This window comes from Nocardia sp. NPDC003183, from assembly GCF_053590715.1.
This window is the reverse complement of sequence record NZ_JBSFTG010000012.1, coordinates 19,952-38,603: the sequence shown is the minus strand read 5'-3', so window position 1 is coordinate 38,603 and position 18,652 is coordinate 19,952. Positions and strand designations below refer to the sequence as shown.

Genomic DNA, 18,652 nt, shown 5'->3' with positions numbered 1-18,652 from the left:
TGCACGCACGTATTGCTCGGGTGATCGCAGCGGGTTGCCTGGCGCTGTCCGCGCCGGCCTGCGCCCAGGACAGCAGGCCCGCCGAATTCGCCGCGGCCGCACCGCTTTCCGCGTTCTACAACCCCAGCGCGGAATCGATTCCGGGACAGCGTGGTTCGGTGATCCGCGCGCAGCCGCTCACCGGTGCGCAGGCGGTGCCGGGTGCTCGCAACTTCCTGACGCTGTACCGGTCACTGGACGCACAGGAGAAACCCGTCGCGGTATCGGGAACACTCGCGGTGCCCGAAGGCGTGGCGCCCGTGGGTGGTTGGCCGCTCATCTCCTGGGGGCCGGGTAGCACCGGGGTCGCCGACGTCTGCGCGGCCTCGCGATCCGAAGGCTCATCCCCGAGCAGGGACGAACAGGCTCGCTGGGTGGCCAAGGGGTACGCGGTGGCCAGGACCGACTATCAGGGTTTGGGGACACCGGGCGGTCACGGGTACATGATCGGCGAGACCGAACAACGCGCGATGGCCGATATCGCCACGGCGGCAAGGGAAATCGACAAGACGGTCGGTTCGCGCTGGGTGGCGATGGGGCATTCGCAAGGTGGCCACGCGGCCCTGTTCGCCGCCGTCGACGCCGCGGGATGGACGCCGAACACGCCGCTGCTCGGCGCCATCGCGCTGGCGCCCGCCTCGCACCTGGGCGAACAGGTGCGGATGGCGAAGTGGGCGGCGTCGAATCCGCTGGGCAAGCTGGGTACGGGCGAGGTGTCGGTGTACCTGCCGCTGCTGGTTCGCGGCGCCCAGACGGTGACCGATGTCGACCCCGCCCGATTCCTCACCGGCCGGGCGCAGTCGCTGCTGCCGGTCGCCGACTCCGAATGCACCGGCGGGCTGCGCGACAAGAGCAAGTGGGGCGGCCTGTCGGCGAAGGACGTGTTCACCGCCGACGGCGATGTCTCCGGGCTGCTGCGAGTCCTCGACGACAACGACCCGAGCGGCCTGCGATTCACCGTCCCTGTTCTCGTGCTCCAAGGCCGTTCCGACCTCACCGTCCCGCTGCAGGCGACGGACGCGATGGTCGCCGAACAGCAGGGGCGAGGCGAGTCGGTCGACTACCGCAAGTACGACGACGTCGACCACAGCGAGATCGTCTCCGCGTCCTTCGCCGACGCGCTCGGCTGGGCAGACACCCGCTTCGGCATCACCCGCTGAGTTTTTTTGGAGCGCTGGCGCGCTCGAGCGGGGCCCTTCGGGCCCCTGATCTTCCTTCCCTCCGGGTACTCCTTCGTCGCACCCTCCGCTCAGTCCAGATCAGGGCGGGCCCCTTGGTCGTTGGTTACGCCCAGAGCAGAAGAGCCGGGTGTTTCGGTCCGGGGATCCCTACGCTCGGAGTATGGGCGAGCACAGCGGGTTGCGGGTGATTCCAGGCGGACGCGGCGAACAGCAGTCGCGGCCGGAACCACTCTGGCGTGAGGCGCTGGGTGAACGGCTGCGCGCGCTGCGCCTGGAACAGCGCTCCACCCTCGTCGATACCGCGGGCCGGGCGGGTATCTCGCCGCAATATCTCTCCGAGGTCGAGCGCGGGCGCAAGGAGCCATCGAGCGAGATGATCGCCGCCCTGGCCGGCGCCCTCGGTACTTCGCTGGGCGATCTCGTCGCGCAGGTAGCCGAATCCATGCGCAGGCACGCCCTCGTGCCGACACGCGCGGTCGTGCTGGGCGGGCAACGCCAGATCGCTCCCTCGAGCTCCGCTCCTCTCGCGCCGGCCCCGAACGCTGTCCTGCTCGCCGCCTGATCAGGCCGTCACCAGGCCGTGGTGGGGTCAGCCGTCCACTGCCGCGCTCGTGCGGCCGGCGGCGATCTGGCTGCGGAGTAGGTCGACGATCGCGCTGACGGGGAGTTCGGGGTCGATCGCGCGCTGTACGCCGAGGCCGATTCCGAGCGAGAGTAGTTGCAGCGCCGCATCTTCGGCGGAAAGTGGGAGTTCTAGGCCGAGTTGATCGGCCTGCGTCTGGATCACCGAGGCGAGCATTGCCGTCAGGGTGCGTCGGCGCTCGGCGAGTTCGGTGCGGATCTCGGGCATGTGCCGGGTGCTCGTCGCGAACTCGACTTCCAGCGCGGTCCAGCCGACATCGCCGATGTTCTCGTCGGCCCATCGCGCGAATCCTTCGATCCGCTCCGTCAAGGTGTCGTGCGCCAGCATCGCGTCCACGAGCGACTGGGCGCGCTCCACGTGGACGACGTCGAGCACGGCCAGGCCCAATTCGTGCTTGGTCGCGAAGTTGGAGTACACCGCGCCCTTGGAGAACCCGGCCTCCGTGGCCACCTTCTCCAAGGGGGTCACGTTGTAGCCGTCGGCCATGAACAGCCGTTTGGCGGTCTCGACCAGTCGTTCACGCGTGTGGGCGTGCGACTCCTTGCGCGTCATCCTGGCCATGTGCAGGAGTTTAGCAAAATGGACTACCGCTGGAATTCAAATACCGTTAGTATTCGAAATATGACTACACGACGTGGCGTAGCGATCGGCTGTGGTGGCCTGCTCGGCTTCGCCTGGACCGCCGTAGCCCTCGACGCCGTCGAACGCGCGCTGAACTGGGACACCCGTACCGCCGATGTCCTGATCGGCACCTCAGCGGGCGCGGAACTCGTGGCGACCCTCGGCTCCGGGCGTACCCCCGCCGACCTGCTCGCCGCACTCGACGCCGCTCCCGGTGCCGACCCGATCCTGGCCGGTCATGTCGCCGTCGACCCCGGCAGATTCCCGCCGCGCCCAAGGCTCGGATTCCCCGGCCTCGGCCTGGTCGGCGCCGGTCTGCGTGCCAATTCGCCCTACACCGCGCTGGCCGGACTCCTGCCGCGCGGCGGCGGCGACGCCGACTGGTTGCGTTCCTTCGGTCAGGCGCTGGCCGACCCGAGCGGCTGGGTGCGCCACCCCGCGACCTGGATAGTCGGCGCCGACGCGGCAACGGGTGCGCGAGTTGCCTTCGGAGCGGGTGACACTCGCATCGCGACGGCAGGCAGATCGGTCGACGCCGGTGCGCAGGCGGTCGATCTGGGTGATGCGATCGCCGCGTCCTGGGCCATTCCCGGTTGGTTCCCGCCTGTGCGAATCGGCGGCAAGAACTACGTCGACGGCGGTTCGGTGTCGTCGGTGTCGGCCGATCTCCTTGTGCCACTCGACCTCGATGAGCTGGTGATCATCGCGCCGATGACATCCGAGGGCGGCGCACCGGCCACCGGCCTGAACCGGGTCGAACGCCTGCTCCGTACGCAGATGACCCGCGGACTCGATCGCGAAGTCGCGCTGCTGCGCGCCGCGGGCACCCGCGTGATCCGCGTCGAACCGGGTCCCGAGGAACTCGCCGCCATGGGCCCGAACTTCATGGATTCGGCGCGGCGCCCGGCCACCATCGCCGCCGCCCGTCGCAGCGCCGCCACCCGGGTCGCCGACGCCCTGCGCGCTTCCACGCTCGCGAACCGGCCCGCATGATCCGCCCGGCTCAGCGGCGGCGCCGCACCCGATCTCCTGGATCAACTCGGTCACCGGCGGATGCGCGCTGCTTCGCTGTCGGGTCGCCGGTCTCGGATTTCGTCAGCTCGCGCGTCGGGATCGGCGCACCACTCGTTTCGTTCGAAGGAGAAGTCGTATGAACCGCCAGCACGAAGTTGTTGTGATCGGAGCGGGAGTTTCCGGCATCTGCGCGGCGATCAAGTTGATCGAGGCCGGGATCGAGGATGTGGTGATCGTCGAGAAGGCCGCAACCTTCGGCGGCACGTGGCGGGCCAACACCTATCCCGGCTGTGCCTGTGATGTGCCGTCCGGCCTGTACTCGTTCTCCTTCGCGCCGAACAGCGAGTGGTCGCGGCTGTTCGCGACCCAGCCCGAGATCCTCGACTACGTCGACCGGGTGGCGCGCGAGCACGGGCTGGCCGAACACACCCGCTTCGGGGTGGAAGTGGTCGGTTCGCGGTTCGACGAGGCGGCGCAGCTGTGGCGGCTGGAAACCAGCGAGGGCCCGCTGAGCGCGCGCTTCGTCGTGTCGGCCGCGGGTCCGTGGAACGAACCACGCCTGCCCGAGATTCCGGGTCTGGCCGAATTCCCCGGCGAGGTCTTCCATTCCGCGCGCTGGAACCACGACTACGACCTGCGTGGCAAGCGGGTCGCGGTGGTCGGGTCCGGTGCGTCCGCGGTGCAGTTCGTGCCCGCGATCCAGCCCGAGGTCGCCGAACTGCACCTGTTCCAGCGCACCGCGCAATGGGTGCTGCCGAAACTCGATCACCGCGTGCCCGGCTTCGAGAAGAAGGTGATGCGCCGATTCCCGTTCGCGCACAAGGCCTTGCGCTCGACCGAGTACGCGCTGATGGAAGGACTCGGGGTGGCGTTCCGGCATCCACGGCCGCTGATGCAGACCGTGCAGGCCGTGGGTTCGGCGTATCTGCGTGCCGTGGTGCGTGATCCGGCGCTGCGGGCGAAGCTGCGGCCGGACTACCTGCTCGGCTGCAAGCGAATCCTGTTCTCCAACAGCTATCTCCAGTCGCTGACCAAGAGCAATGTCGACGTGCACGCCACCGGGGTCGCCGAATTCCGTGGCAACACCGTGGTCGGCGCCGACGGCACCACCGCCGAGGTCGACGCCGTCATCCTCGGCACCGGCTTCCACATCCTCGACACCCCGCTGGCCGACATCGTGCGCGGCGCCGACGGCCGTACGCTGGCCGAGCATTGGAAGGGCTCACCCGAGGCCTACCTCGGCACCGTCACCACCGGTTTCCCCAACGCCTTCACCGTGCTCGGCCCCAGCCTCGGCACCGGCCACTCGTCGGCGTTCGCCATCCTCGAAGCCCAGGTCGCCTTCCTCGTCTCGGCGATCGAGCGGGCCCGCCGCGAAGGCTGGGCGGCGCTGGACGTGCGTCCCGAGGTACAGGCGCGCTACGTCGACCAAGTACAAACCGCGCTGGCGAGCACCGTCTACAACGCGGGTGGTTGCCACAGCTATTACATGGATGCCAACGGCCGCAACAGTTTCAGCTGGCCCTGGTCCACCGGGGAGCTCACCACCCGGGTCAGTGCGTTCGACCCCGCGGACTTCACCATCACCGACGTGACCGTGTCCGCGTGAGCGCTTCCATCGCACGCCCGTCGAGCGCCACCGGCTGCGCGACACACACATCGACCACCAGACGAGAGGCCACACAATGAGCTACCCACGGATCGATCTCGCGGGCGCGACGATCGCGATCACCGGCGCCGCGCGCGGCATCGGGCTGGCCACCGCCCGGGCGTTCGTCGAGGCGGGCGCCTATGTCGCGCTCGGTGACCTCGACGAAGCCATGGCCGTGCAGGCCGCCGCCGAACTCGGCGACCACGCGATGGGCCACGTGCTCGACGTCACCGACAAGGCTTCCTACGCGGCGTTTCTCGAGGCGACCGCCCGGTGGCACGGCCCGCTCGACGTGCTGGTGAACAATGCCGGCGTGATGCCGAACGGCCCGTTCCTGGAGCAGTCCGACCGGATCGACCAGCTCACGATGGACGTCAACGTCTTCGGCGTCATCCACGGCATGCGGCTGGCCATGCCCGCGATGGTCGAGCGCGGCTACGGTCACGTCGTGAACGTCGCCTCGCTGGCGGGCAAGTTCCCGCTCAAGGGCCTGGCCGTGTACAACGCCAGCAAGTACGCGGTGGTCGGCCTGACCGCCGCTACCAGGCTGGAAATGGATGGCACCGGTGTCAGCGTGAGCGCGGTCCTGCCGTCGGCGGTGCGTACCGAACTCAGTTCCGGCATCGACTACGGCATCCTGCCCGCCGTCGATCCCGAGGACATCGCCGCCGCTGTTGTCCGCTCCGTCAGGACTCGGGCAGCCGAGACCGCGGTGCCCGGCTATGTCGGACTGATGGCGAACGCGTCCGGTTTGGTGCCGGAGCCGGTATTGCGGGCCTTGCGCAAGGTGGCGCACGACGACGCCGCGATCAACGGCGTCGACGACAGTGTGCGGCGGGTCTACCTGGACCGCATCGAAAAGCAGTGAGCGGCGGGTAGACCGGGATCACTCCCGCTCGTGCAGGACCTGATCGACCAGTCCGTACTCGAGCGCGGTCTCGGCCGTGAACACCCGGTCGCGGTCGGTATCGCGGCGCAGGGTTTCCGGGGTCTGGCCCGTGTGCTTGGACAGGATCGCCTCGATCGCCGCGCGCATCCGGACGATCTCGTCAGCTTGCAGGATCAGGTCGGGGATGGTGCCCTGGCCGCGAGTCGCCGGTTGGTGCAACACGATTCGGGTGTGCGGGAGCATCGCGCGATGACCGGCCGCGCCACCGGCGAGCAGGACGGCTCCGACGGCGATCGCCTGGCCGACACAGGTGGTGTGCACCGGCGCCTTGATGAAGCGCATGGTGTCGTACACGGCGAGCATGGCGGACAGGTCGCCGCCTTCGCAGTTGATGTAGAGGCTGATCGCCTGGCCGGGACTGTCGGATTCGAGGTGCAGCAGCTGGGCGATGAGCGCGTTGGCGACGCCGGAGTCGATGGGGGTGCCGAGGTAGACGATGCGTTCGCTGAGCAGGTGCGAGTAGATGTCGGTGATTCGCTCACCGCCGCCGCGATGCTGCGACACCACATTGGGAATCGTGTAGGTCATGAGATCACTGCCCGCCTCTCCGTGTATTTCTGCCTGATTCGTCTGCCTCGTGGATCGTGTCGGCGGCAGGCGGTTGTGCTGTTACCCGTGTGCGTGCGCAATCAGTGGCGGCTGTCGGTGCGGGAGATAGTTTCATGCGGTGATTCCGATGCGGTGGCGGTTCGGGACGACCTGATCGAAGGATTCGACGATGTGGTCGATGAACCCGTACTCGAGGGCCTGGGGTGCGGTGAACCAGCGGTCGTGCAGCGAGTCCTCGTAGACGCGGTCGAACGGCTGGCCGGTGTCGCCGGCGATGAGGCCCAGCACGGTGTCGACGGTGTAGCGCAGGTCATCGGCCTGCACCTCCACCTCCACCGCGCTACCGCCGATGCCCGCCGAGCCCTGGTGCATGAGGACGCGGGCGTGCGGCAGGGCGTACCGCTTTCCCGGTGCACCGGATGAGAGCAGGAATTGACCTGCACTGCAAGCCAATCCGAGCGCCAGGGTGGACACCTCGCACGGAACGAGGCGCATCACGTCGCGGATCGCCAGCATCGACGGCACCGAGCCGCCGGGGGAGTGGATCCACAGCGAGATCCCGGCCTCGGGGCTCTGGGCGCCGAGGGTGAGTAGTTGGGTGATGAGCAGGGTGCCGTTGTCGTCGTCGAGGGGGCCGTCGAGGACGAGGATTCGGCGGCCGAACAGTTGTTCGCGGGCTCGCCAGCTGAACATCGGGGTCTTGTCGTCGTGTGCCATGGGTCCACGGTGCCTCGCGCACACCCCCGCGCGCCGCCATTGCTGCCCCCAGCAGATCCGCTCACAGCAGCGAGGTCGGTCGCCCGAAGCTCCAGCGCAGGCGCGGGCCTCGGGCGGGCTCCGGACAGGGAAAAGGGCCCGGTGTGGCGAAATCGCGGCACCGGGCCCTTCGGTCGAACTACTTGGCGTCGAATTCCCGTGCGCGCAAGGAGCGTTCGATGCCCGCTCGGCCCTCGGAGACCAGGCGGTACAGGGCGGGTGGGTGGTCGCCTGCCAGGAACTCGTCGGCCTTGGTGACGGCTTCCTCGCTGATCGCCCAGTGCGGGTACAGCCCGATCACGACGGTCTGGGCGACCTCGCTCGAGCGGCGGTCCCAGACGGCGGGGATCTCGGCGAAGTACTTGTCCACGTACGGTGCGAGCACCGCACCCTGACCGGCCGGGGCGAACCCGCCGACGATGGCGCGGGCGGTGATGTTGGGCACCGAGTCGTCGCCCATCACCGTGTCCCACGCCTGCGCCTTGACCTCGGGGATCGGGCGTGCGGTGGCCGCGGTGGCGGCCTGGCGTTTACCTGCCGCGGTCGGGTCGCCTTGCAGTTCGGCGTCGATGGTCGGCGAGGCCGGACCGTCGGCGTCGATCCGGCCCGCGGCGGCCAGCGCGGTGATGATGCGCCAGCGCAGGTCGGTGTCGACGGTGAGACCGGGCAGACCGGCCGCCGCCGGGTCGGCGTCGAGGAGCCGCGCCAGCACCTCGACGTGGCGCGATTCCAGCTTCGCCCCGGTCAGTGCGTTGACGAAGGCGAGCTGATGGTCCGAACCCGACTCGGCGGCGCGGGCCAGCTCGAGCAGCCGGTCGGCGTATGCCGCCCAGCCTTCCTGCTCTGCCCACGCCGGATCGGCGTAGCTCGAGATGGCGGTGTTGGCCTGCATGAGCAGTCGCTGCACCACCCCGATCTCGGACTCGGAGCCGATCCCGCGCTGCACGAGCGCCACGAAATCGCGGGCCTTCATCTCGGCCTGGCGGGTCATCTCCCAGGCGGCCGACCAGGCCAGCGTGCGCGGCAGCGAGTCGGCGATGTCACCGACGCGCTGCACGACCACGTCGAGCGAATCGGCGTCCAGACGCAGCGAGCAGTAGGTGAGGTCGTCGTCGTTGACCAGAACCAGCGCACCGCGCGGCACGCCGACCAGCTCGGGCACCTCGGTGCGCCCGGTGGCGTCGAGGTCGAGTTCGACCCGGTCGGTACGCACCAGCTTGCCGTCGACATCGTCGTAGACACCGATCGCGATGCGGTGCACGCGGTACTCGCCCGCACCGGGCGCGGCACCTTCCTGCACGACCGCGAAGCTCGAGAACGTGCCGTCCGCCGCGACGACGAAATCGGGGCGAAGGATGTTGAGGCCGGTGGTCTTGAGCCACTGCGCACCCCAGTCCGACAGGTCACGACCCGAGGCCTTCTCCAGCGCCGCGAGCAGATCGTCGAAAGTGGCGTTGCCGTAGGCATGTTCGGCGAAGTAATCGCGCAGCCCCGCCAGGAACGGCTGGAGTCCTACGTAGGCGACGAGCTGCTTGAGCACCGAAGCGCCCTTGGCGTAGGTGATTCCGTCGAAGTTGACCTCCACCGCGTGCAGGTCGGGGATGTCGGCGGCGATCGGGTGGGTCGAGGGCAGCTGGTCCTGGCGGTAGGCCCAGGACTTCTCCACATTCGCGAAAGTGGTCCAGGCGCTGGTGTATTCGGTGGCCTCGGCCTGGCACAGTACCGAGGCGAAGGTCGCGAACGACTCGTTCAGCCACAGGTCGTCCCACCACTTCATGGTGACCAGGTCGCCGAACCACATGTGCGCCATCTCGTGCAGCACGGTCTCGGCGCGACGCTCATAGGACGCGCGGGTCACCTTGGACCGGAACACATAGTCCTCGAGGAAGGTGACAGCGCCGGCGTTCTCCATCGCGCCCGCGTTGAACTCCGGCACGAACAGCTGGTCGTACTTGCCGAAGGCGTACGGCACGCCGAAGTTGTTGTGGTAGAACTCGAAACCCTGTTTGGTCTCGGTGAACAGCCGTTCGGCGTCCATGTGGTCGGCCAGCGACGCACGGCAGTACAGGCCCAGCGGGATCTCGCCACTCGCGTCGGTGAAGGTGTCGGACCACTTCGCGTACGGACCCGCGATCATGGCAACCAGGTAGGTGCTCATCCGCGGGGTGGTGGCGAAGGTGTGGCGCACGACCGCGCCGATCTCGTGCTGCTCGATATCGGCGCCGTTGGAGATCACGGCCCAGTCCTCGGGCGCGGTGGCGACGATGTCGAAGGTGGCCTTGAGATCGGGCTGATCGAAGCAGGCGAACATCCGCTTGGCATCGGCGGTCTCGAACTGCGAGTACAGGTACACGTTGTCGTCGGTCGGATCCACGAAGCGGTGCAGACCCTCACCGGTGTGCGAGTACTCGCAGTCGGCCTCGACCACCAGCTCGTTGTTCTCGGCCAGCCCCGGCAACGCGATCCCGGTCGACTCGTCGTAGGAGCTCACATCGAGCGCGACGCCGTTGAGCACCGCCGACCGCACGCGCGGCGCGACCAGATCGATGTAGGTGTCGGCACCGGGGGTGGCGGTGAAGCTGACAGTGGTCTTCGACCCGAAGGTGTCGGACACCTCGGACCCCGCTCCGCGCGGCTGATCGGTGAGGTCGAGTTCGATCCGGTAGTTCTGCACGGCCACTACGGCCGCGCGTTCGACCGCCTGGTCGCGGGTGAGATTCGGGGCGGACATTGATCTCCTTCGTCGTCGACGAACACGGCACGGTAGTTCGGCGTCCACAATGCCACTTGCCGTCGGCCCCCGCTCACGAGTTTCGCGCCCACGCCGGCGTGACGGTCGTGCGGCCACCCTCCGGCCGTGGCGCGGATCACGAGGAGAGCGACCGACTCCGCGTCGCGGTGACCAGGCGTGATTCGGCCCTCGGGGCCGTCTGTACAGTTCGTACATACTCAGTATGTAGACGACCCATGATTCGGAGGCTCGACGTTGAAGCATGTGCACGCCGGGAAAGTTCGTGACCTCTACGAGGACGGCGATACCCTGCTGCTCGTCGCGTCGGACCGGGTCTCGGTCTACGACGTGGTGCTGCCGACGCCGATTCCCGACAAGGGCGCGCTGCTGACGCAGCTGTCGAACTGGTGGTTCGAGTACTTCACCGGAATCCCGAATCACGTGGTCTCGGCGACCGACGTGCCCGCGGAGTTCGCCGGCCGCGGGATTCGGGTGAAGCCGTTGAAGATGCTGGCTGTCGAGTGCATCGCGCGGGGATATCTGACCGGGTCCGGACTCAAGGAGTACCAGCGGTCGGGGACCGTGTCGGGGATCGCGCTGCCCGCGGGGTTGCGTGACGGCGACAAGCTGCCGGAGCCGATCTTCACGCCGTCGACGAAGGCGTCCGAGGGCCACGACGAGGCGATCAGTTTCGCCGATGTGGTGAACCAGGAGGGCCGTGAGGTGGCCGAGAAGCTGCGCGATCTGACCCTCGAGATCTACTCGCGCGGGGCCGAGCACGCGGCGAAGGCCGGCGTGATCGTGGCCGATACGAAGGTCGAATTCGGGTGGGACGGTGACGTTCTCACCCTCGGTGACGAGGTACTGACCTCGGACTCCTCGCGCTTCTGGCCCGCCGACGAGTGGGAGCCGGGTCGAGCCCAGCGCTCCTTCGACAAGCAGTTCGTGCGCGACTGGTCGACCTCCACCGGCTGGAACAAGGAATACCCGGGCCCCGAGATCCCCGCCGATGTCGTCGAAGGCACTCGCCGCAAGTACGAAGAGGCCTACGAGCGCATCACCGGCCAGAAGTGGGCCGGAATCCAGGCGTGACGCGAGCGGCGCCGGTCGACGCACCGGCGCCACCATCGTTCGCCCTTCGAACACGGTGCGGGCCCGGCGTGGTCCTGTGGCGCGTCAGTGCACGGGTGCGTCGACGCCTTTGACCGCGCAGATGTGGTTCATGTTCTCCCTGCCCCAGGCGCCGAGTGCGGCAAGGGCCGCGTTGAGCGACACCCCGCGCTCGGTGAGTGAGTACTCGACTTTCGGGGGAACCTGCGCGTAGACCTCGCGATGGATGATCCCGTCGTGTTCGAGCTCGCGCAGTTGCTGGATCAGCATTTTCTCGGTCACGCCGGGAATCAGGCGTTTCAGGTCGCCGAAGCGCTGGGTGCCGGTGGACAGGGCCCACAGGATCAGCGCTTTCCACTTGCCGCCGACGACGTCGAGCGCGGCGTCGAGTTCGCAGGAATACGGACGCACTCGCTGCTGCATGATGTCCTTACTTACCTTTTGGTGGGTATTGCACTTCATAGTCGGTACTTGTCGATTGTAGCGCAGCAGGCAAATCTAGAAGTGCGTTGCCGAACCGGCAGCAAGAACTTCGACGCAAAGGCAGCTATGACGAATTCAACGGCAGCACAGCGTGTTTCGGTGATCGGCCTCGGTGCCATGGGCACCGCGCTGGCCGAGGCGCTGTTGGCGGGCGGTCATCAGGTGGTGGTGTGGAACCGCACCGCGGCGCGGGCCGAAGCGCTGGTGGCGCAGGGCGCGCGGGTGGCCGCGACCGCGGCCGAGGCGATGGCGGCGGCCGATCTGGTCATCCTGTGTGTTCTCGACGACGCTGCCGTGCGCGAGCACATCGAGCCCGCCGCAGCGCTGGTGCGGGGCCGAACGGTGGTCAACCTGACCACCACGACGCCCGAGCAGGCGCGTGCGCTGGGCAGGTGGGCAGTGGCCAACGAGGTCGAACTGATCGACGGCGGCATCATGGCATCGCCCGAAATGATCGGCGGCGCGGCTTCGCTCGTGATCTACAGCGGGGCGACCGCGGCATTCGATCGTCACCGGTCGGTGCTGGAACTGTTCGGCCGGGCCGAATTCGTCGGCGCGGATCTCGGTGCCGCCGCCATGTACGACCTGTCGATCCTCGGCGGGATGTATGCCATGTTCGCCGCGTTCCGTCAGGGCGGCACGATGGTTCGCACCACCGGCGGCACCGCGGCGCACCTGGCCGCGCTGATGGTCCCGTTCCTGCAGGCGATATCGACCTCGTTGACCGCGCAGGCCGTCGGCATCGACACCCCCGCCGACTACGTGCAGATCCAGAGCGACGAGTTCACCGCCGCCGCCATCGATCTGATCGACAAGGCGGCGGTCGAATCAGGCACGTCCACAGACCTTTTCGGTGTGCTGCGCCGTACGCTCACCGGGCTCTGAGCCGATTCGCGCCGCCACCGAGAGCCGGTGGTGGCGACGAGATCAGCGCGCGGCCTGGTGTTCGGCCGACCGGCGCGGTGGGGCGGTCGGCCGAACGGTCGTTGTCAGGCGGCGACGCGACTCGCGGCGAGCAATGCGTCGACGAAGCCCTCGGCTTTCGCGTCGAAGGCGGCGTAGTGGGTGGTCCGCGCGTCCCCGCTGATCGCCTCGCCGATCACGAGATTGCCTTCGGCGTCGAGACTTTGGGGCTGCTCCTCGGCATCGGGAAGCAGGCCGACCCGCGAGTCGGCGAAACCGCTGTAGTAGGCCAGGCCCTCGTTGAGCTGGGCTTCCAGTAGCTGCTGCATGCCGGGGATGATCGCGTCATCGGCTGTCGCTCCGGCCAATCCGAGCCACAGGATGCGCTTGCCTGCCAGCCGCGGCGTGCTGCGGCCGTAGGCGAAACCGTAGTTCCATACGGCGTCGATCCAGCCTTTGAGCAGGGCGGGCACACTCTGCCAGTAGACCGGGAACACCACGACCACAATGTCTGCGGCCAGCATGCGCCGCATGTGCGCCTCGGCGGTGGGGGAGTAGATCTTGTCGCGGTTGCCCCACTCGGGCTGGTCGGCGACGGTCATCCGCGGGTCGAAGTTCTCGGTCTGCAGATCGAGGAAATCGACCGTGTACCCGGCGGCGGTGAGGCGGCCGACGGCGCGGTCGGCGACATGGGCGGACAGCGAGTCGGAGCGGTGATGGCCCAGGACCACGAGCGCGGTGGGACCCGTTGCCGAGGGATCGGTGGTGCTCGATCCGGTGGTGGTCAGGTCGGCGGTGGCAGTCGTGGTGGCGGCGGACTGGGTCACGGTGAGCTCCTGTTCGATCGGGTGCGGGCTGGTCGGCCCGGTCGCTTCAGTCAACCGTGGATCGCGTGGACGATCTATGGGCGATCATCTCCAGTCGATAGGAATTCGTCTACGCTGGTGGAGTGGACCCGTTGAGTTCGTTGCTGAGCGGCATTCGTGCCGAAGGATCGGTCGTGGCCCATGCGGTACTGCGACCACCGTGGACGATTCGTTTCGCCGACCGTGCTCCCTTGATCATGGTGACGGTGCTGCGTGGCGGCGGCACCCTGGTGCTCGCTGACGGATCACGCACGACTCTGATCGCCGGTGACACCGCGCTCGTGCAAGCGGGTGAGCCCTTCCATCTGGCAGACACGCCCGCCGCGCTCGGCCGTCCACACGAGCGCTACGAGCTGTCCTGTTTCGTGCCGGACGGCTTCGGTCCCACCGACATCAGTTGTGCGACATCGGAATTGATCGTCACGCCGGCGACAACCGGTGCGCCCGGCGAGACTTCGCTGCTCGTCGGCGCCTATCGGGCATCGGGGCGACGCCACGAACGGCTGTTGCGAGCGCTACCGCAGGTGATGGTGGTCCACGAAGACCCGGAAATGTGTTTGTGGCTGGAACAATCCGCCGCCGACGCGGTCCGGTTCAGCGCGGGCTCGCAGGCGCTGATGGACCGGCTGCTGGACTGGGCGCTGGTCTGCACGCTGCGCTCCTGGCTGGCCGAACAGCAGCATTGCGCGCCCGCCTGGTACCGGGGGATGGCCGACCCGATCGTCGGCCCGGCGCTCACCGCCATCCACGACCGGCCGTTCCACCGCTGGACCGTGGCGAGCCTGGCCACCGAGGCGGCGGTCTCGCGCGCCCTGTTCGCTCGGCGCTTCACCGAGGTGATGGGCGAACCGCCACTGGCCTACCTCACCGAATGGCGCATGGCCGAAGCCGAAGAGCTGCTCGCCGACCCCGCGCGCAGCGTCGCCCAGGTGGCCACCACGGTCGGCTATTCCGACGCCTTCGGCTTCAGCGCGGCCTTCAAACGACTCCGCGGGACGAGTCCCACCGAGTTCCGGGCCGCGCTGGTGTAGGGCGGGCATCGTGTTCGATGCCCGCCCTGTGTACCCGCCGGCAGGTGGGTCAGTTCCTCGGTGTGAGCAGGACCAAGGGGATCTCGCGCGTCGTTTTCGTCTGATAGTCGGCGTAGCCCTTGTAGGCCTCGGTGACCCGAGGCCACAGTGCCGCGCGTTCGTCGGGGGTGGCGACGTGGGCTGTCATCGGGCGCACGGGGCCGTTGCGCAGTGACACCTCGACGTTCGGGTTGTCGCGCAGGTTCACGAACCACGAAGGATGGGTGGGGTCGCCGCCGCGGGAGGCGACGATGACGATCGTGTCGCCGTCGATGATCGGCGCGGTCAGCATGACCTTGCGCGGCTCGCCGGATTTGCGGCCGATCGTGGTGAGTTGCAGGGACGGCATCCCGAAGAACGAGTTGCCGAGGCGTCCGCCGGTCACCGTGAGCAGGGTGCGGTGGACTCTGTTCATGATCTTCAGCTGCAGGTCGCTGGGCATAGCTGAAATCTACCCCGATCTCAGTGCAGCTGATCGGTGAGGCGGTCGAGGAAGGGGCGCTGGCCTTTGCCGAGCTTTTCCCGCGCCGTGGCGGGGTCGAACCAGTCCGCCCGGTCGATCTCGGGGAATTCCGCGACCTTGCCCGACCGTGGCGGCCACTGCATCTCGAATGTGCCCGGCACGACATCGGCCGGGTCGAGATCGCCCTCGACCGCCCACACGGTGAGGTACTTGCGTCTGGCCCCGCTGCGATAACTCACCTCACCGAGGTCGATCCACTCGCCCTCGGGTACCGGCAGCCCGAGTTCCTCGGTGAACTCCCGCCCGGCGGCGTCGCGCGCGGACTCTTCCTCGGACAGATACTCGCCCTTGGGAATCGACCACGCCGAGGCGTCCTTCTTCGCCCACAGCGGCCCGCCCATGTGCCCGAGCAGGACCTCGATTCCGGCCTCGACGCGGCGATACACCAGCACGCCCGCACTGAAAACGTCCGTCATCGGAGCGAGTCTGCCAGGCGCCTGCTCGCGCGACGTCGCCAGCCTGGGTGACCGCGAAAGCGAGCTGTACACCACCGAATTCGGGGTCGGGCGACAGCTCCTGATATCACGCGTCGCCCGCTCGCAGACGTGCGGCGCGCAGCAACAGGTAGTCGCGTTCCGGCACGCTGGCGGTCTGTCTGGCCGCCCGCTGGTATTCGCGCACGGCCGCAGCCTGCTCGCCTGCCATTTCGTGAAGATGCCCGCGCACGGCGGCGAGGCGGTGCGATCGCGCCAGCGGCTCGGCGACGCTGTCGGCTACCGCCAGCCCCGCTACCGGACCGTGCACCATCGCGGTGGCGACCGCGCGGTTGAGGGTGATCATCGGATTGGGGGTCAGACGTTCGATCATGTTGTAGAGCAGCAGGATTCGCGTCCAGTCGGTGTCCTCGGGGCATCGGGCCTGCGCATGCAGAGCCGCGATGGCGGCCTGCATCTGATAGAGACCCGTCAGCCCGGCAGGCATGGTCGCGGTGAGCAGGCGAAGACCCTCGGTGATCTGGGTGCGGTCCCAGCGGGAGCGGTCCTGCTCGGTGAGCGGGATCAGTTCGCCGTGCGCACCGGAGCGGGCGGCGCGCCGGGCATCGGTGAGCAGCATCAGCGCGAGAAGACCGGTGACCTCGGCGTTCTCCGGGAGCAGCGTGCGCAGCGCACGCGTGAGCCGGATCGCTTCCGCCGACAGGTCCCCGCGACGCAACCCCGTTCCGGCGGTGCTGGTGTGCCCCTCCGTGAAGATCACGTACAGCACCTGCAGCACCGCGCTCACCCGGGTGCTGTCGTGCGCGCCGTCGGCGAACGGCCGATCCGATTCGGCCAGACGCTTCTTCGCCCGCGAGATACGTTGACCCATGGTCGATTCCGGGACGAGGAAGGCCGCCGCGATCTCGGCGGTACTCAGGCCGCCGACCGCCCGCAGTGTCAGGGCCACCGCTCCGGCGGGCGGCAAGTCGGGATGGCAGCACAGGAAGTACATGTCGAGGGTGTCATCGCGACCGACCGCCTCGACGGGCACATCCCGCACGAAAACCGTGGTCTCCCTGCGTCGCCGCGCCACCTCGGCGCGCACCGCGTCGGCCATCCGCCGCTGCGCGACCTGGATCAACCAGCCGCGCGGATTGTCCGGAAGTCCGTCGCGATCCCACTGGGTCGCCGCCGCGAGCAGCGCGTCCTGCACCGAATCCTCGGCGAGGTCGAAATCACCGAAGCGGCGGACCAATACGCCGAGGACCTGCGGCGAGAGTTCACGCAGCAGGTCCTCGATACGCGCAGTCAGCGTCTCGCCTCAGGCCACGTCGGGCGCGCTCATGATCTGGCGCACCTCGATGTATTCCCCGATCGGCTTGCCACCGGGGCCCGGTGCCGCGGAGGCCTGCGCGGCGATCTCGACCGCGCGCTCGACAGAATCGACATCGACCACCCAGAAACCGGCCAGGAACTCCTTGGTCTCCGGGAAAGGCCCGTCGGTCACGACCGGCGCCGAGCGACCGTCGGAGCACACGATCATCGCCTGATCGGGTGCGGCCAGGCCCTGCGCGTCGACGAGTTCGCCCGCGGCGGCGAGTTGTTCGCCCAGCGCCCGCTGGAAGTCGATATGGGCGGCGATGTCCTCGGGTGCCCACTCCGGCAGCGGGATGTCGCAGTAGGCGGTCTCGGAATAGGTCTTGACCAGCATGAATTTCATGGTTCGGCTCCTGCTCGCTGCGCCCTCGCGGCGCGTTCGACGGTTGGTCGGAGCCGATGAGCAGTCTTCGACACAACGATCGCTGTGAAGTGGATCACAGCGGGATGCCCGGGTCTGCCAGCCGGTCGGGGTCGACGGGCTCCGCCGATCCGATCAGCTGCTTGATCCGGTCGGTCACATCCCACACATTGACGTTCATCCCCGCGCGCACCCTGTTCTGCGTGTCCAGCCAGAACGCGACGAATTCGCGCTCATCGAGATCGCCACGCACCACCACCCGCACGTCGTCGCCGCGTCCGACATAGCCGGAGTACTCCATCCCGACGTCGTACTGATCGCTGAAGAAATACGGAAGCCGGTCATAGACAGCCGCTTTGCCCAGCATCGTCTTCGCGGCAACGGCGGGCTGATTCAGCGCGGTCGCCCAGTGTTCGATGCGGATCGGCCGGTGCAGCAGCGGATGGTCCTGCTCGGCGATATCGCCCACCGCCACCACATCGGGGTTGCTGGTGCGCAGGGCGGCGTCCACCAGCACGCCGCCGTCGACCGCCAACCCGGCCGCCGTGGCCGCCTCGATATTGGGCTGCGCGCCCACCGCGACCAGCACCGCCTGCGCGGGCACCACGGTGCCGTCGCCGAGCTGCACGCCGGTCGCCTCGTCCTCCTCGGTGAGGATGGCGTCGACGGAGGTGTTCGTGCGCAGGTCGACGCCGTGAGCGCGATGCAGATCGGCGTAGAACGCGCCCATCTCCGGGCCGAGCACCGTGACCAGCGGCAGATCGGCCGTCTCGATCACCGTCACCTCGACACCCTTGGCGCGGGCCTGCGCGGCGACCTCGAGACCGATCCACCCGGCCCCGATGATCACCAGGCGCCGGTCGGTGCGCAGTATCTCGAGCAGCGCGTTCGAATCGCCGATCGTGCGCAGCGTGTAGACGTTGGGGGCATCGGCGCCGGGAATGTCGAGCGTGCGGGCTCGCGAACCGGTGGCGAGAGCCAATTTGTCGTAGTCGAGCGTGGAACCGTCGGGCAGTGTCACCGTCTTGGCGATCGGATCGAACGCGGTCGCGGTGGTGCCCAGTCGCAGGTCGACGTGGTGATCCCGGTACCAAGCAGCCGGGTCGACGGTGAAATCGGGCAGTTGCTGGGTGCCCGCCAGGTGCTGTTTCGACAGTGGCGGGCGCTCGTACGGCAGCTCCTCTTCGGCGGCCAGCAGAGTGACGCGGCCGTCGAAATCGTTGGCGCGCAGGGCTTCGGCGATCTTCGCTCCGCCCAGACCTCCACCGATGACGACGAAATGCTGATTCGAGCTCATGAACGGACCCCTTCTCGCGGACGACCCGGACTCCTCGCAACCCGAGCTTAGTGCGCGTTTTCACCCACGGGAACGATTCCGGCGGTGATGCGGTTGCACCAATCGGTGGGGC

The 18,652-nt window shown here is 68.2% G+C and carries 19 protein-coding genes; 8 read left to right on the top strand and 11 right to left on the bottom strand.

The features are described from left to right. Window positions 1-20 precede the first annotated feature (20 nt). Together ACWDXS_RS26660 and ACWDXS_RS26655 are read left to right on the top strand one after the other, a co-directional pair. Window positions 21-1,199: an alpha/beta hydrolase family protein gene (locus tag ACWDXS_RS26660; RefSeq protein WP_449969682.1), complete on the top strand. Its 1,179-nt coding sequence runs from the start codon at window positions 21-23 to the stop codon at window positions 1,197-1,199. A gap of 181 nt (window positions 1,200-1,380) precedes the next feature. Further along, window positions 1,381-1,782: a helix-turn-helix domain-containing protein gene (locus ACWDXS_RS26655; RefSeq protein WP_379318818.1), complete on the top strand. Its 402-nt coding sequence runs from the start codon at window positions 1,381-1,383 to the stop codon at window positions 1,780-1,782. Window positions 1,783-1,809: 27 nt separating this feature from the next. On the opposite strand, the gene ACWDXS_RS26650 is transcribed toward ACWDXS_RS26655, so the two are convergent. Beyond that, the gene (locus ACWDXS_RS26650; protein WP_378995581.1) at window positions 1,810-2,424 is read right to left on the bottom strand and encodes a TetR/AcrR family transcriptional regulator; all 615 of its coding nucleotides are present in this window, start codon (window positions 2,422-2,424) and stop codon (window positions 1,810-1,812) included. Window positions 2,425-2,484: 60 nt separating this feature from the next. Between ACWDXS_RS26650 and ACWDXS_RS26645 the strand changes: the two genes are divergently transcribed. The 3 genes from ACWDXS_RS26645 to ACWDXS_RS26635 all read left to right on the top strand — a co-directional run bounded on the left by ACWDXS_RS26645 (window position 2,485) and on the right by ACWDXS_RS26635 (window position 6,017). After that, the gene (locus ACWDXS_RS26645) at window positions 2,485-3,477 is read left to right on the top strand and encodes a patatin-like phospholipase family protein (RefSeq protein WP_449969677.1); all 993 of its coding nucleotides are present in this window, start codon (window positions 2,485-2,487) and stop codon (window positions 3,475-3,477) included. A 157-nt stretch (window positions 3,478-3,634) separates the two neighbouring features. Next, complete coding sequence (locus ACWDXS_RS26640; protein ID WP_449969674.1) at window positions 3,635-5,107, top strand: flavin-containing monooxygenase; 1,473 nt, start codon at window positions 3,635-3,637, stop codon at window positions 5,105-5,107. Between the two features lie 76 nt (window positions 5,108-5,183). Then, entirely contained in the window at window positions 5,184-6,017 is an 834-nt protein-coding gene (locus ACWDXS_RS26635) for an SDR family oxidoreductase (protein WP_449969672.1), read from the top strand. An 18-nt stretch (window positions 6,018-6,035) separates the two neighbouring features. Here ACWDXS_RS26635 and ACWDXS_RS26630 read toward each other — a convergent pair whose 3' ends face one another. From ACWDXS_RS26630 to pepN, 3 genes are all read right to left on the bottom strand, one after another. After that, entirely contained in the window at window positions 6,036-6,626 is a 591-nt protein-coding gene (locus ACWDXS_RS26630; RefSeq protein ID WP_378995589.1) for a ClpP family protease, read from the bottom strand. Between the two features lie 132 nt (window positions 6,627-6,758). After that, window positions 6,759-7,364, bottom strand: coding sequence for a ClpP family protease (locus ACWDXS_RS26625; protein ID WP_378995592.1), 606 nt, complete (start codon window positions 7,362-7,364; stop codon window positions 6,759-6,761). A 178-nt stretch (window positions 7,365-7,542) separates the two neighbouring features. Further along, window positions 7,543-10,134 (bottom strand): aminopeptidase N, encoded by a 2,592-nt coding sequence (gene pepN, locus ACWDXS_RS26620; RefSeq protein WP_387445185.1) that lies wholly within the window; start codon window positions 10,132-10,134, stop codon window positions 7,543-7,545. A gap of 255 nt (window positions 10,135-10,389) precedes the next feature. Between pepN and ACWDXS_RS26615 the strand changes: the two genes are divergently transcribed. Further along, entirely contained in the window at window positions 10,390-11,226 is an 837-nt protein-coding gene (locus ACWDXS_RS26615) for a phosphoribosylaminoimidazolesuccinocarboxamide synthase (RefSeq protein WP_378995596.1), read from the top strand. An 84-nt stretch (window positions 11,227-11,310) separates the two neighbouring features. Here the strand turns inward: ACWDXS_RS26615 and ACWDXS_RS26610 are convergent, their stop codons facing one another. Then, window positions 11,311-11,667 carry a winged helix-turn-helix transcriptional regulator gene (locus ACWDXS_RS26610; RefSeq protein ID WP_378995598.1) on the bottom strand — a complete coding sequence of 119 codons (357 nt, stop codon included), beginning with the start codon at window positions 11,665-11,667 and terminating at the stop codon, window positions 11,311-11,313. A 21-nt stretch (window positions 11,668-11,688) separates the two neighbouring features. Here ACWDXS_RS26610 and ACWDXS_RS26605 point away from each other — a divergent pair, with 21 nt between their 5' ends. Next, window positions 11,689-12,612: an NAD(P)-dependent oxidoreductase gene (locus tag ACWDXS_RS26605; RefSeq protein ID WP_449969665.1), complete on the top strand. Its 924-nt coding sequence runs from the start codon at window positions 11,689-11,691 to the stop codon at window positions 12,610-12,612. Between the two features lie 104 nt (window positions 12,613-12,716). Here the strand turns inward: ACWDXS_RS26605 and ACWDXS_RS26600 are convergent, their stop codons facing one another. After that, window positions 12,717-13,511: an NAD(P)H oxidoreductase gene (locus ACWDXS_RS26600; protein ID WP_449969662.1), complete on the bottom strand. Its 795-nt coding sequence runs from the start codon at window positions 13,509-13,511 to the stop codon at window positions 12,717-12,719. 68 nt (window positions 13,512-13,579) lie between these two features. Here ACWDXS_RS26600 and ACWDXS_RS26595 point away from each other — a divergent pair, with 68 nt between their 5' ends. Further along, window positions 13,580-14,527 carry an AraC family transcriptional regulator gene (locus tag ACWDXS_RS26595; protein ID WP_378995603.1) on the top strand — a complete coding sequence of 316 codons (948 nt, stop codon included), beginning with the start codon at window positions 13,580-13,582 and terminating at the stop codon, window positions 14,525-14,527. A 49-nt stretch (window positions 14,528-14,576) separates the two neighbouring features. Here the strand turns inward: ACWDXS_RS26595 and ACWDXS_RS26590 are convergent, their stop codons facing one another. From ACWDXS_RS26590 to ACWDXS_RS26570, 5 genes are all read right to left on the bottom strand, one after another. Then, window positions 14,577-15,008, bottom strand: a complete 432-nt coding sequence (locus ACWDXS_RS26590; protein WP_378995605.1) for a nitroreductase family deazaflavin-dependent oxidoreductase — start codon at window positions 15,006-15,008, stop codon at window positions 14,577-14,579. 20 nt (window positions 15,009-15,028) lie between these two features. After that, entirely contained in the window at window positions 15,029-15,505 is a 477-nt protein-coding gene (locus ACWDXS_RS26585) for an NUDIX domain-containing protein (protein WP_378995607.1), read from the bottom strand. A gap of 106 nt (window positions 15,506-15,611) precedes the next feature. Continuing rightward, window positions 15,612-16,817: an RNA polymerase sigma factor gene (locus tag ACWDXS_RS26580; protein ID WP_449969964.1), complete on the bottom strand. Its 1,206-nt coding sequence runs from the start codon at window positions 16,815-16,817 to the stop codon at window positions 15,612-15,614. 9 nt (window positions 16,818-16,826) lie between these two features. Beyond that, complete coding sequence (locus tag ACWDXS_RS26575; RefSeq protein WP_266298409.1) at window positions 16,827-17,225, bottom strand: YciI family protein; 399 nt, start codon at window positions 17,223-17,225, stop codon at window positions 16,827-16,829. 94 nt (window positions 17,226-17,319) lie between these two features. Next, on the bottom strand, window positions 17,320-18,540 hold the full coding sequence (locus ACWDXS_RS26570) for an NAD(P)/FAD-dependent oxidoreductase (protein ID WP_449969656.1): 1,221 nt from the start codon (window positions 18,538-18,540) through the stop codon (window positions 17,320-17,322). Window positions 18,541-18,652: the final 112 nt, after the last annotated feature.